13 protein-coding genes and 1 pseudogene are annotated in these 13,438 nt (G+C 65.9%); 3 read left to right on the top strand and 11 right to left on the bottom strand.

Going from position 1 to position 13,438, the window contains the following annotated elements:
• The first annotated feature begins 6 nt into the window (after positions 1–6).
• Positions 7–699 carry a citrate/2-methylcitrate synthase gene (locus QO058_RS31205; RefSeq protein ID WP_347975484.1) on the top strand — a complete coding sequence of 231 codons (693 nt, stop codon included), beginning with the start codon at positions 7–9 and terminating at the stop codon, positions 697–699.
• A gap of 7 nt (positions 700–706) precedes the next feature.
• On the opposite strand, the gene QO058_RS22230 is transcribed toward QO058_RS31205, so the two are convergent.
• The 11 genes and pseudogenes from QO058_RS22230 to QO058_RS22180 form a co-directional block, all read right to left on the bottom strand.
• On the bottom strand, positions 707–1,303 hold the full coding sequence (locus tag QO058_RS22230) for a lyase family protein (RefSeq protein WP_284168399.1): 597 nt from the start codon (positions 1,301–1,303) through the stop codon (positions 707–709).
• Between the two features lie 63 nt (positions 1,304–1,366).
• Entirely contained in the window at positions 1,367–2,209 is an 843-nt protein-coding gene (locus QO058_RS22225) for a lyase family protein (RefSeq protein WP_284168398.1), read from the bottom strand.
• Positions 2,210–2,404: 195 nt separating this feature from the next.
• Entirely contained in the window at positions 2,405–3,607 is a 1,203-nt protein-coding gene (locus tag QO058_RS22220) for a class I SAM-dependent methyltransferase (RefSeq protein ID WP_465248690.1), read from the bottom strand.
• A gap of 197 nt (positions 3,608–3,804) precedes the next feature.
• Positions 3,805–5,212, bottom strand: a pseudogene (locus tag QO058_RS22215) (TRAP transporter large permease).
• A gap of 3 nt (positions 5,213–5,215) precedes the next feature.
• Positions 5,216–5,794 (bottom strand): TRAP transporter small permease, encoded by a 579-nt coding sequence (locus QO058_RS22210; RefSeq protein ID WP_284168396.1) that lies wholly within the window; start codon positions 5,792–5,794, stop codon positions 5,216–5,218.
• Positions 5,795–5,852: 58 nt separating this feature from the next.
• Positions 5,853–6,824, bottom strand: a complete 972-nt coding sequence (locus QO058_RS22205; RefSeq protein ID WP_284168395.1) for a sialic acid TRAP transporter substrate-binding protein SiaP — start codon at positions 6,822–6,824, stop codon at positions 5,853–5,855.
• Positions 6,825–6,866: 42 nt separating this feature from the next.
• Positions 6,867–7,619 carry a FadR/GntR family transcriptional regulator gene (locus QO058_RS22200; RefSeq protein ID WP_284168394.1) on the bottom strand — a complete coding sequence of 251 codons (753 nt, stop codon included), beginning with the start codon at positions 7,617–7,619 and terminating at the stop codon, positions 6,867–6,869.
• A gap of 129 nt (positions 7,620–7,748) precedes the next feature.
• The gene (locus tag QO058_RS22195; protein WP_284168393.1) at positions 7,749–8,534 is read right to left on the bottom strand and encodes an ABC transporter ATP-binding protein; all 786 of its coding nucleotides are present in this window, start codon (positions 8,532–8,534) and stop codon (positions 7,749–7,751) included.
• The gene (locus tag QO058_RS22190; protein ID WP_284168392.1) at positions 8,531–9,304 is read right to left on the bottom strand and encodes an ABC transporter permease; all 774 of its coding nucleotides are present in this window, start codon (positions 9,302–9,304) and stop codon (positions 8,531–8,533) included. Before QO058_RS22190 ends, QO058_RS22195 begins: the two co-directional genes overlap by 4 nt.
• A 2-nt stretch (positions 9,305–9,306) precedes the next feature.
• A complete protein-coding gene (locus QO058_RS22185; protein ID WP_284168391.1) occupies positions 9,307–9,819 on the bottom strand; it encodes a mismatch-specific DNA-glycosylase in 513 nt (170 codons plus the stop codon).
• Positions 9,816–10,769, bottom strand: coding sequence for an ABC transporter substrate-binding protein (locus QO058_RS22180; protein WP_284172992.1), 954 nt, complete (start codon positions 10,767–10,769; stop codon positions 9,816–9,818). Before QO058_RS22180 ends, QO058_RS22185 begins: the two co-directional genes overlap by 4 nt.
• Positions 10,770–11,082: 313 nt before the next feature.
• Between QO058_RS22180 and QO058_RS22175 the strand changes: the two genes are divergently transcribed.
• Together QO058_RS22175 and msrA are read left to right on the top strand one after the other, a co-directional pair.
• Complete coding sequence (locus tag QO058_RS22175) at positions 11,083–12,639, top strand: acetolactate synthase large subunit (RefSeq protein WP_284172991.1); 1,557 nt, start codon at positions 11,083–11,085, stop codon at positions 12,637–12,639.
• Positions 12,640–12,911: 272 nt separating this feature from the next.
• Positions 12,912–13,418: a peptide-methionine (S)-S-oxide reductase MsrA gene (msrA, locus tag QO058_RS22170; protein ID WP_284168390.1), complete on the top strand. Its 507-nt coding sequence runs from the start codon at positions 12,912–12,914 to the stop codon at positions 13,416–13,418.
• Positions 13,419–13,438 lie beyond the last annotated feature (20 nt).

The raw sequence follows: 13,438 nt of genomic DNA, 5'->3' as shown, positions 1-13,438 counted from the left end.
CGGCCAATGGTCGGGCGAGCCAAGAAGGCGCTCTATCTCGAAGCCGCCGCCGTTCTCGACACGCTGGTCGACGCCATTGCCGGTGGGCCGGGCGAAGGGCCGATCCATGCCCGGCTGGCCCGGGCTTGGGGCTGCGAAACAGAAGGCGCCGAGCCGATCCGGCGAGCGCTCGTCCTGCTCGCAGACCACGAGCTCAACGCCTCGACCTTCGCTGCCCGCGTCACCGCCTCGACCGGCGCCTCGCTCGCCGCCTGCGCGCTGGCGGGGCTCGCAGCGCTCTCAGGGCCCTCGCATGGTGGTGTCGCGCCGCGCGTGCTGGCACTGATGCGGGACATCGAGCGCGACGGGCTGGAGGCGGCGCTGGCAGTAAGGCTGGAGACCGGCGCCAAATTGCCCGGCTTCGGTCACCCGCTCTATCCCGATGGCGACCCACGGGCGCGAGCCCTGTTCGCGGCGTTCGAGCCGCCAACCGCCTATGCGCAGGCGCAGGCCGCGATCGGCGCGCTGACCGGCGAGGAGCCGAATATCGATTTCGCCCTCAGCGCGCTCGCGGCGCGGCTTGAGCTGCCGGAAACCGCGCCGTTCCAGATCTTCGCCGCGGCGCGCTGCACCGGCTGGCTCGCCCATGCGCTGGAGCAGAATGAGACCGGCCGGCTGATCCGCCCCCGCGCCCGTTACATCGGCCCGGCGCCCGCCTGAGGCGACGCTACTGGACCTGTGCCCGCAGCGCCTCGAAATCCTTGTCGAGCCGTCCAAGCGAGGCCGCGATCCGCTCGTGCCCTTCCTTGATCCAGGCGCCCTGCTCCGCGATCCGCGCCTTGGCACCCGCCAGCATCCGCTCCATCTCGGCCGGCTGCGGGCCGCCGGCGGTGGCGCGGTTGCGCACGATCGCGACGGGGTCGAGCGTGGCGCGGAACTCGGCCTCGGCGATCGGAAGCTCGGCCGGATAGTCGGTACCTTTGACCGCCGCGGCATAGATCCGCTTCGCCTCGACATAGGGGAAATCGAGCGGCTTGATGTCGTGATCCTTGGCATGGGTGACGACCTCGGAGGCGAAATGGTGGCCGACGCGGAAGGGCAGCCTGTATTTGCGCATCAGGAGATCGGCCAGTTCCTGCGAGGCGGTCCAGTCGCTGTTCAGTTCCTCCAGCGCCCGCTCGGGGCTGATCACCAGCCCTTTCAGGATGCGGTCCCAGTTGGCGAGCACGGTGACCGCGCTCCTCACCATCGCGCTGTTGGGCTTGACGTCCTTGGGGTCGCTCATGCCCGGCGTGATGTTGTGGGCCTGGATCGCGGCTCCCATTGCCAGCGAGATCGCGGTCGAGGCCTGCTGGCGCGTGGTGTTGAGCAGGCCGGGATTGCGCTTCTACGGCATGGCGCTGGAGACATAGGTGTTGCCGTCGCCTTCCTGCAGCAGCATCCAGGGCCGCGCGAAGGCATATTGGGTCATGACGTCCTCGACGAAGGCGCCGGCATGGAGCGCGATGCTGGTGACGATCGCGCCCGCCTCGACCGGGTGCTCGGCCGAGGAGATCTGGCCGGCGTCATAGGCGTTGTCGACGATCGCCGCGAAGCCGAGATAATCGGCCATGCGCTTGCGGTTGAGCGGCCAGCTCGTGCCGTTGAGCACGGTCGTGCCCATCGCCGAGCGGTCGATCCGGGCATAGGCCTCGCGGATGCGCTCCGCGTCGCGTTCGAGGCCGGCGGCATGGCCGAGCAAAGTGTGGCCGAGGCTGTTCGGCTGGGCCGCAACGCCATTGGTGTAGTTCGGCACGATGGTCGCAGCGTGCTTTTCCGCCAGCCCGACCAGCGTTGCCGTGGTGCGATTGAGCTGGTCGGCGAGCGCCAGCATGTCGTCGCGCAGGATCGCGGCGCGGTAGGTCGCATGCATGTCCTGGCTCGAACGGCCGGCATGCAGGAGCGTGACTTCCTGACCGCCAGCCGCGATCAGCAGCGGTTCGAAGCTGATCACGGTCGAAGGTCGCTTCGCGCCGGGCTTGGCGCCCTCCTGCAGCACCTTGCCGAGACCAACCGCAATGCGCGGCGCCAGCGCCTTGTCGAGCAGGCCTTCATCCGTGTTGATCACGGCCGTGGCCTTGTTGATCTCGCCGAGCCAGAAGAACTCGTCGCGAGGCTGGCGTTCCTGGGCAAGGGCTGGAAGAGCTGACATCTGCGCTGCGAGCGCTAGCGCAATCATCGATGACCGCATGCTTGATCTCCGCTAGCCCCCGCCGGGCCGGAGCCTAGAGCCGGATGATCTCAAGTGGAACCGCTTTGCGGTTCCACTTGAGATCTGAATCCGTCTCTCATCAAAAAGTTAGAGCAGGACTATTGCGAAAAACCGGTTCCCACTTTTTCGCGTCCTGCTCTAGCGGGGGCATCGCGGCAGCTCAATCGCAAGCGCTCAGGCCGCCCGGTCGACCGGCTCGGCAGCCCTGCCCTTCTCGCTCATATAGTCCCGCGTCATCGGCAGCGTGCCCAGCCGCTTGGCGAGCTGGAGCTGGAAGACGACGAGACCGTCATAGCGGAAGCTCGCTTCGGAGGCGGCGAGGTAGAACTCCCACATCCTGGCGAAGCGCTCGTCATACATCGCGACGGCCTCCGGCCGATGGGCGAGGAAACGCTCGCGCCAGGCCTTCAGCGTCTCGGCATAGTGCAGGCGCAGCACTTCGACATCGGTGATGATCAACCCTTCCTGCTCCACCGCAGCGGCAACCTCCGACAGCGCCGGGATATAGCCGCCGGGGAAGATGTACTTGGCGATGAACGGGTTGGTCGCGCCGGGCGGCGTGCTGCGGCCGATCGTATGGATCAGGGCTACGCCGTCATCCTCGAGCAGCTCCCTGATCTTGCGGAAGTAGTCGCGATAGTAGCCGACGCCGACATGCTCGAACATGCCGACCGAGACGACGCGGTCGAAGCGCTCGCTCACGGCGCGGTAGTCCTGCAGCCGGAACTCGACCGGCAGTTTCGACTCTTCCGCTCGCTTGCTCGCCGTTGCGAGCTGCTCCTCCGACAATGTGATTCCGGTCACCCTGGCGCCGGTCTCGCGCGCGATCGAAAGCCCGAGCCCGCCCCAGCCGGAGCCGATGTCGAGCACGCGCTGGCCCGGCTTCAGGGCCAGCTTCGCCGCGATCCTGCGCTTCTTGGCGGCCTGCGCCTCCTCCAGCGTCGCGCCCGGATGCTCGAAGAAGGCGCAGGAATACTGCTGGTCGGCATCAAGGAAGAGCCGGAAGAACTCGCTCTTGAGATCGTAATGGTGATGGACGTTGTGCTTGGCCCAGGCCGGGGTGTTGTGCTGCTTCAGCCGCCTGACCGCTGTACGCAGCTTGGTCAGCGACCCGGCCCAGGCCGAGGGCGGCTGACGTGACAGCCCGCAGACCAGGGTCTCGAGCAATTGGTAGATCGTGCCGCGCTCGACGATGACGCGGCCATCCATCACGGCCTCGCCGAGCGCGAGCTCGGGATCGAGGGCCAATCTGAATTCGGTTTCACGGTCGGCAATACGCAACCTGATCGCCGGCACAGCACCTTGGCCGGCCGAATGGAGCGATCCATCGGCAAATACAACGTCAATCCTGGGTTCCCGGACCAACCGGGACAACATCTTCGCAATCAGCGCCCGCATGGCTCCACCTCGCGGCAGTGCCCCTTCGCCACCAAGATGGCAATCGCCCGCGGCAGCGTAACAGTGGGTTCGGCGCAGGGCCGATACACGCCCGCCGCATGCCGCAGCTGTCAGCCTCCTGACAGAAAAAATGGGGACTGCGGGCCATTTTCGCCAGTCCGCCCCCGTAAGGCGCCCTATCTGATCATGCCCATGGTGCGCGGCAACCAGAGCGTCAGCTCGGGGATGAAGGTGATCGCGAACAGCGCCGCAAAGAGCGGGATCAGCCAGGGCAGGATCGCCATGGTGGTGCGCTCGACCGAAAGCTTGGCGACGCGCGAGAGCACGAACAGCACCATGCCGAGCGGCGGGTGCAGCAACCCGATCATCAGGTTGAGCGTCAGGATCAGGCCGAAATGGATCGGGTCGACGCCGAGCTTGAGCGCGATCGGCAGCAGGATCGGCACGACGATGGTGATCGCCGCGATGGTGTCGAGGAAGCAGCCGATGAAGAGCAGCAGCAAATTGACCAGGATCAGGAACACCCACTTGTTCTGGGTGAAGCCGAGGATCAGGTCGGAGAGCAGTTGGGCCGTCTGCGACACCGTGAGCAGCCAGGCGAAGATCGAGGCCGCGGTGACGATGAACAGCACCGAGGCCGTTGTCTCGATCGTGTCGAACGTCGCTTTGGTCAGGCTGCGCATGGTCATCGAGCGATAGCGCACCAGGCCGAGGAAGAGCGACCAGATCACCGCCGCGGCAGCGGCCTCCGTCGGCGTGAACCAGCCCATGGTCATGCCGCCGATCAGGATGACCGGCGTCATCAGCGCCATCACAGCCGAAAAGTTGAAGTAGTAGTCCATGGCCAGCAGCACGGCGAGCGCGATGCCGATGGCGAGGTTGGGATCGAGCCCGGCGAAGACCAGCAGATAGGCCAGCACCGGGAAACCCATCACGACCAGCACCTCGACGCCGGCCGAGCCGAGTTCGCGCAGCGAGAACTTCGTGTCCGCCCCCCATTTGTAGATGCGGGCGAAGATCGCGACGGTGAGCATCATGAACAGCGTCATCACCACGCCGGGAATGACGCCGCCGAGGAAGAGCGCGCCGATCGAGGTGTTCGCCATCATGCCGTAGATGACGAAGGGCAAGGATGGCGGGATGATCGGCCCGAGCGTGGCGGAAGCGGCGGTGACGCCGACGGCGACCTCGGCCGAATAGCCATGGTCCTTCATCGCCTTGATCTCGATGGTACCGATGCCGGCGGCATCGGCGATCGCGGTGCCCGACATGCCGGAGAAGATCACCGAGCCGATGATGTTGACCTGGGCGAGGCCGCCACGCATCCAGCCGACGAGGGCCACCGCGAAGGCGTAGATGCGGCCGGTGACGCCGGCGATGTTCATCAGGTTGCCGGCGAGGATGAAGAAGGGCACCGCCAGCAATGGGAAGCTCTCGACGCCAGCGATCATGCGCTGGGCCAGGGATCACGTCCGGCACGGTGCCGGTGATGATGATGAAGGCGAGCGAGGCGACGGCCATCGAGATGGCGACGGGCACGCCGAGCACCATCAGGCCGAGGAAGGTTCCGAGCAGGATCAGCATGGGTCAGGCCTCCGAGCCGTCGAAGGCCGAGGGACGCTCCAGCACGGAGTAGCCGCGCCGCCAGTTCTGCCAGGCGACCTGGATCGCCCGTAGCGTCATCAGCGCGAAGGCGATCACGACGGCGTAGAACACCACCGATTTCGGGAACTGGATCGTCGTCATCATCTCGTCCGGGATGAGCTCGGCATAGCGATGCGTCAGCACCGTGCCGTAGGCGAAGAAGCCGATGCGCACGACGTCGACGAAGGTCGAGAGCGCCCGGCCGGCGCCATGCGACAGATAGCGGTAGAGGAAGTCGACCTGGATGTGGCGCGAGGCGCGCACGCAGAGCGCAGAGCCGAGGAAGACGACGACGATCAGCGCATAGATCGCGATCTCCTCGGTCCAGGCGAAGCTGTCGTTGAGGACATAGCGGGTGAAGAACTGCGCCACGACGCAGGCGACCATCAGCCAGAAGGCGGCGAGCGTGACCCAGTCCTCGAGACCGTAGCCAGAGAGATCGGCCGGCGGCGGCGCCTCGTCAAAGACGTGGGCGATTTCCTCGCTGGTGACTTGGGTATGGACTTCCGGCGTGGTGGTCATGGCTTCTTCCGCTCCGGCGAAGGCAGGCGGGCCGGCACGAGGCCGGCCCGCCGCGGCGTCACTTGATCGCCTGGATGCGCTCCCAGTCGGCCTTGCGATAGCCGTACTGCTCGAAGCTCACATTCTTCTGCACGGCGGCGAGGAAGTCGGCCTTGTCGATCTCGGTGACCGAGAGGCCCTTGTCCTTGAAGACCTGGACGAGCTTCACCTCATCGTCCTGGATCTTCTTGGTGGCGCGCGTCGCCGCCTCCTGGGCGACGTCGGTGAAGAGCTTGCGATCCTCGGGCGAGAGCTTGGCCCAGAGCTGCTTCGAGACGACCGTGTTGAGATGGTCGACGATGTGACCGGTCAGCACGATGTGCTTCTGCACCTCGTAGAACTTCTTGGCGTCGATGGTGTTGAGCGGGTTCTCCTGCGCCTCGACGGTGCCGTTCTGCAAAGCGAGATAGACCTCGGCGAAGGCGATCGGCGTGGTGTTGGCGCCGCAAGCGCGCGGCATGGCGAGATAGGCCGGCACGTCGGGCACGCGGATCTTCAGGCCCTTCATGTCGGCGCAGGTCTTGATCGGCTTGTTCGAGGTGGTGTGGCGCGTGCCGTAATAGGTCACGGCCAGGATCTGGTGGCCGCTCTTCTCCTCATAGCCCTTGGCCATCTCCTTGAAGACGTCGCTCTTCACATAGGCGAGCAGATGGTCGGGGCCGCGGAAGATGAAGGGGTAGTAGGTCACGCCGATCGGCGGATAGGCGCGGGCGGCGAAGCTCGAGCCGGAGATGATCATGTCGACCGTGCCCAGCGTCAGGCCCTGGTTGATGTCGGTCTCCTTGCCGAGCTGCGAGGCCGGGTAGACCGTGATCTCGTATTTGCCGTTGGAGCGCTTCTTGATCTCCTCGGCGGCCCAGACCGACTCGGTGTGGAACGGCTCGGAGGTCTCGTAGACATGGGCCCATTTCAGCTTGGTCTGGGCCTGCGCCGGGGCACCGGCGAAAAGAGCGCCGGCGGCGAGCGCGGCGAGAGCGTAGTGCAACTTCATCTCATGTCCTCCCTGGACTTAACGATGCGATTTGGCCTTGCGTCATTTGATCGGGCGTGGCCGGCGCTGACGCTCGCCTGCCCGCTTGAAGTCGGTCTCGCCGAAGCTCTGTGAAAAGCGCTCCTGCGAGGCCTGCAGATGAGCGCACATCGCCGTACGCGCCTCCTCGCTGTCCCCGCGCGTGAGCGCTGCATGGATGGCGCGGTGCTCATTAGCCGCGGCGCGCCATGACTCTTCGTTCTCGAAATATTGCGCGAGCTGGCGGAAATACGGGCTCATGCGCTGGTCGAAGAGCTCGCCGACGCAGCGCACCAGCACGGTGTTGCCGAGCACCGCCGCGATCTCGACATGGAAGGCGCGGTCGAGCGCGATCAGCCGTTCGGCCGGCAGCCCGGGCTGCTCCATCTGGTCGAGGATACCGGCGAGCCCGGCTAGTTGATCCGGCTTGGCCTGCACTGCGGCGTCGGCAGCGACCGCGCCCTCGATCAGCCTGCGCGCCGCGAGCACCTCGAACGGCCCTTCGACGGGAAAGCCGGTTCCGGCGAGTTGCGCTGCGGCCTGGGCAGAGTCGACGACATAGACGCCCGAGCCCATGCGAATGCGGACGCGGCCCTCGACCTCGAGGGCGATCAGGGCCTCGCGGACTGAGGGGCGGGAGACGCCGAGCTTCTCCGCAAGCTCGCGTTCGGGCGGCAGGCGGCTGCCGACCGGGAATTCATGCTGGTCGATGAGATGGCGCAATTGATCGGCGATCTGCCGATAAAGGCGCGGCGACTCGACGACTGCGAGCGGCATCAGCTCCCCGGACCCTTCCCTGCGCCGCCCGTTTTGTGCGGCATCGATTTGGCCATGTGGTCAGGCCAATTTCGCAAGGAAGGAACCACCATACCGGCGAGGAGTCAACCGGTATGGTGGCTGCAGTCGCTAGTGCCCCTCAGCCGCCAGCACGGCCTCGACCCGGATCTCCTCGACCAGCCGCTCCTTCAGGGCGACGAACTCCGGCGAGGTCTTGATCGTATAGGGCCTGGGATGGGGCAGCTCGACCGAAATGTCGGCCTTGATCCGGCCGGGCCTGGCGCTCATCACCACGACGCGCGAGCCGACGAAGATCGCCTCCTCGATGTCGTGGGTGACGAAGAGCACGGTCTTCTGCTCGCGCTCCCAGATGCCGAGCAGCATCTCCTGCATCAGCGCGCGGGTCTGGTTGTCGAGCGCGCCGAAGGGCTCGTCGAGCAGCAGGATCTTGGGGTCATTGGCCAGCGCACGGGCGATCGCGGTGCGCTGCTGCATGCCGCCCGAAAGCTGCTTCGGGAAATGGTCGACAAAGCCGGCGAGCCCGACGCGCTGCGCCCAATCGCGGGCGATGCCGAGCCGCTCGCGCTCCGGCACGCCCTTCTCGCGCAGGCCGAAGGCAATGTTCTGGGCCACATTCAGCCAGGGGAAGAGCGTATAGCTCTGGAAGACGAAGCCGCGATCGGCGCCCGGCCCGGTGACGGGCGCGCCGTCGAGCAGGATCTTGCCTTCGCTCGCCGTCTCCAGCCCGCCGATGATGCGCAGCAGCGTCGACTTTCCGCAGCCGGACGGGCCGAGAATGGTGATGAAGTCGTTGTCGGCGACGCTGAGCGAGGTCGGCATCAGCGCCCGCGTCGCCTGACCCTTGCCGCGCGCCGGGAAGACCTTGCCGACCTGGTCGATCAGGAGCTTGCTCATGCCTGCGCCCACGGAAACAGGCGCTGGTTGACCGCCTTGAAGAGGAAATCGGAGACCAGCCCGATCAGGCCGATGATGATGATGCCGAAGATGATCTGCCCGGTGTTCAGCAGCGCCTGGCTGTCGGTGATCATGTGGCCGATGCCGGAGGACGAGCCGATCAATTCCGCGACGATGACATAGGTCCAGGCCCAGCCGAGGACGAGGCGGAAGATCTCGGCGATCTCCGGCGCGGCATTGGGCAGCAGCACGCGGCGCACCACGGAAGGATCGCTCGCGCCCAGCGTATAGGCGGCGTCGACCAGATCGCGCCGGATGCCGCCGACCGCGACCGCGATCATCAGCACGAGCTGGAAGAACGAGCCGATGAAGATGACGAGCAGCTTCTGCGTCTCGCCGATGCCGGCCCAGAGGATCAGCAGCGGGATGAAGGCCGAGGCCGGCAGGTAGCGCGCGAAGGAGACGAAGGGCTCGAGGAAAGCCTCGACCGGCTTGTAGGCGCCCATCAGGATGCCGAACGGCAACGCCAGGACCACGGCCAGGACGAAGCCGCCCAGCACCCGCCAGATCGTCATGCCGATGTCGAACAGGAAGCCGTGGTTGACGAGCAGGTTCCAGCCCTCGGCGACCATCGTCAGCGGATCGGCGAGGAAGAGCCTCTGCACATAGCCGCCGAAGGTCGCGACGGACCAGACGGCGACGAAGAGCGCGAAGAAGGCGATGCCGTAGCCGACGCGGGCGCCGGCGGAGACGGGCTGGAGTGGTTTCATCGTCAGAAGCTCGCTTCCTTCGCGAGAGCGGCGAGTTCACGCCAGGGTTCGATCGACCAGTAACGAGAAGCTAGTCCAGCGGTCGAGGGCAGAACGAACACGTCAACTCCGGCCAAACGCTGCGGCTGCAGTCCAAACCCAAGTTGCGCACTTTGCTGGCCGAGCACCGTGGACGCTGCGCGTTTGCCATTGAAAGCAATCATACGAGGTAAGTTCAAAGCCATCCGTGCGTGAAAACCGGCGACATCGAAATGAGAGAAACGGAGTGAGGAATCCGGTCCAAACGTCAGCTTGGCAACATCGGTAAGGCCAACACCGTAGTATCGAAGTTCGCGGAATTGGGATGCCGCCAGCTTCGCCGGCACAAGACCAATCGCATGAATGACCCACCAGAACTTGTTGCCGCGCCCCGCGTAGTACTGGCCGGACAAGGCTGACGCCTTGCCGGCCTGCGTGCCGCAGAAGACGACGCGCAAGCCTGGCCCCAGCACGTCCGGCAGGACGTGATCAGTCACTTGCCGGCGACGTACTTCGTGTCGACCAGCGTGGTGATGTCGGGCTTGGCCTTGATCAGGCCGATCTCGAGCAGGAGGTCGGCAGCCTTGTTGGTGAAGGCCTGCCACTCGCCGGCGAAGAAGGCCTTGTTACCCTCGGCGTCCGACCAGCGCAGGAAGTTCGCCGACTTGCCGAACTGCTCGCCGGTCTGCTTCACATCGGCGCCCATGATGCCGTAGGCCTTGTCCTTGTCGGCCTTGATCAGCGCGAGCGCCTCGAAATAGCTCTTGGTCAGCGCCGTGGCGGCCGCATCGTTCTCGGCGAGGAATTTCGGGGTGCAGCCGAAGGTGTCCATCACCATCGGGTAGTCGAGCGTGGTGGCGATGATCTTGCCGGCATCGGGCTTCTCGCGCACCGCCGAGAGATAGGGCTCATAGGTCATGGCGGCGTCGTTCTGGCCGGCGATGAAGGCCTGCGCCGCCGGGCCGGGCTCCATGTTGACCACGCTGACGTCCTTCACCGACATGCCGTTCTCCTTGAGGATCCAGGCCAGGGCGAAATAGGGCGAGGTGCCGGGAGCGGAGGCTGCGACCGTCTTGCCCTTCAGGTCCTTGATCGAGCCGGTGGCGCTGCGCACCGCCATGCCGTCGGCGCCATAGCTCTTGTCGAGCTGGAAGATCTGCTTGGTCTTGATGCCGGCGGCGTCCCAGACGATCCAGGTCTCGACCGTGGTCGCAGCGCACTGGATGTCGCCCGAGGCGATGGCGAGGTGGCGGTCCTTCTGCGGGATCTTCTTGATCGAGACGTCGAGGCCGTTCTTGGCGAAGATGCCGGCCTCCTTGGCGAGCACCAGCGGGGCGAAGCCGGTCCAGCCGGAGATGCCGACATTGACCTTGGTCTGCGCCTGCGCGCCGCCCGCGGCGATGAGAGCCGCAAGGCCGATCCCAGCGGCTACCCCGATACGCTTCACAACTGTCATGACGAACCCACTCCCCTCTTGTTTCCGCTCGCAGCGGACACCCCGGCCATCGCAGCCCGATCGTGCCCGATAAAGCAAGCTTCGTTCCAAATCACGTTAAATGCATATGCAATTCCGTCAAGGCGCTGCGCTAATTGGCTTTGCGCGAACTCTGCTCGCCCGGCCGATCCCGGCCGGGCGGAGCGCGCGCTGATCAACGCCGCTTGGGAAAGCAATGACATTCTCTTGTTTGACACCGCAGGAGCGATCCCGTCCCCTCGGATCATCGGCGCGAAACGCCATGGCTATCGAGAGGTTCTTCCGGATGAATGGCGCCGACCGCCTGTGCGACACGCTGCTGGTCAACGATGTCGATGTCTGCTTCGCCAATCCCGGCACCTCCGAAATGCACTTCGTCGCGGCGCTCGACCGCAAGCCGCAGATGCGCTGCGTGCTCGGCCTGTTCGAGGGCGTGGTCACCGGCGCGGCCGATGGCTATGCCCGCATGGCCGACAAGCCGGCAGCGACGCTGCTTCACTGCGGGCCCGGCATGGCCAATGCGCTCGCCAACATGCACAACGCCAGGCGCGCCTGGACGCCGATGATCAACGTGGTCGGCGACCATGCCACCTACCACCTGCAGCATGATGCGCCGCTGACCAGCGACATCGAGAGCCTGGCCCGGCCGATGTCGCAGTTCGTGCGCCGCATCGCCTCGCCGGAGGATGTCGGTCCGGCGATCGGGGAAGCCTATGCCGCTTCGCTCAGCCTGCCCGGTGTCACCACCGTGATCCTGCCGGCCGATTGCGCCTGGGGCAGCGTCGAGCCGGCGGAGCTGAAGCCCACGCCGGTGCCGGCACCGAGAGAGGTCGATGCGGCGCTGATCCGCGAGGTCGCCGGCCTGCTGCGCAAGCATGGGCCGCGCGCGGCGATCATGCTGACCGGCTCGGCGCTGCGCGAGGGGCCGATGGCGATGGCGGCGCGTGTTTGCGCGGCGACCGGTGCCCAGATCTTCGCGCAGATGTCGAACGGCCGGATCGAGCGCGGCGTCGGCCGCGTCGCCATCCCGAAGGTGTTCTACCCGATCGACATGGCGCTGCAGCAGCTCAAGGACATCGACCTGCTCGTCCTGATCGGCGCCCAGGTGCCGGTCGGCTTCTTCGCCTATCCGGGCAAGCCAGGCCGGCTCGTGCATGAAGGCTGCCGCGTCGAGCAACTGGCCGTGCCCGGCGACGACCTGCCGAGCACGATCGAGGCGCTGGCCGACGCGCTCTCGGCCAAGGCGACACCGCCCGCCTTCATCGCCGCCCCGCAAGCCCAAAGCGAGGCGCTGCCGACCGGCGCGCTCGATGCCGACAAGGTTTGTACCATCGTCGCACGGCTCCTGCCGGAGAACGCGATCATCTGCGACGAATCCGTCTCGTCGGGCCGCAGCTTCTATTACGACTGCCATGGCGCGCCGCAGCACGACTACATCCAGCTCACCGGCGGCGCGATCGGCGAAGGCATCCCGCTTTGCGTCGGCGCGGCCGTCGCCTGCCCGGACCGCAAGGTCATCGGCATGCAGGCCGACGGCTCCGGCATGTACACGGTGCAGGGCCTGTGGACGCAGGCGCGCGAGAACCTCGATGTCATCACCGTCGTCTTCGCCAACCGGACCTACCAGATCCTGCACGGCGAGATGCGGGCGGTCGGCGTCAACGATTTCGGCCGCAACGCCAAGCTGATGCTCAACCTCGACGAGCCGGCGCTGGACTGGGTCGCGATGGCGAAGGGCATGGGCGTCGAGGCCGGACGGGCGACGACGGCCGAGGAGTTCACCCGGCTGTTCAAGGGCGCGCTCGGCCGGAAAGGGCCGTTCCTGATCGAGGCGGTGATCTGAGCGTAGTACGGAAGAGGCGCGAGAAACCCCTCCCCCTTGTGGGGAGGGGGTCGGGGTGGGGGGCGTAAAGTCGAAGCGAATTCGCCGGGAACCAGGCTGATCCGCTTCTACAAGTCCCGGATCACCCGGTCGCTCGCCCCCATCCCCATACCCTTCCCCACAAGGGGGAAGGGAGGAATCAAGGCGATCAGCCTTGCCAGCCGTAACCTGATGCGACGCCATGGCGAACTCAGGCTTCGATGCTTATCTCGGCGGGATCAAGGAGGTTTGACATGACGGAACGTGCTGTACTCGCAGGCGGTTGCTTCTGGGGCATGCAGGACCTGATCCGCAAGCTCCCCGGCGTCGAGACGACCCGGGTCGGCTACACCGGCGGCGACGTGAAGAATGCGACCTATCGCAATCACGGGACCCATGCCGAGGGCATCGAGATCACCTTCGATCCCGGCAAGATCGGCTACCGCCAACTGGTGGAGTTCTTCTTCCAGATCCATGATCCGACGACGCTGAACCGCCAGGGCAACGACCTCGGCACCAGCTATCGCTCGGGCATCTACTATGTCGACGAGGCGCAAAAGAAGACCGCCGAGGAGGTGATCGCCGAGGTCAACGCCTCCGGGCGCTGGCCGGGCAAGGTGACCACGGAACTGAAGCCCGAAGGCGATTTCTGGGAGGCGGAGCCGGAGCACCAGGATTATCTGGAGCGCTATCCGGCCGGCTACACCTGCCACTGGGTCCGCCCGGATTGGGTGCTGCCGCGTCGCGAGGCCGCGGAATAGCGGAACCTTCCTTCTCCCCT

This window comes from Bosea vestrisii (assembly GCF_030144325.1).
GTDB classification, from domain to species: domain Bacteria; phylum Pseudomonadota; class Alphaproteobacteria; order Rhizobiales; family Beijerinckiaceae; genus Allobosea; species Allobosea vestrisii_A.
This window is presented reverse-complemented; position numbering and strand designations above follow the sequence as displayed.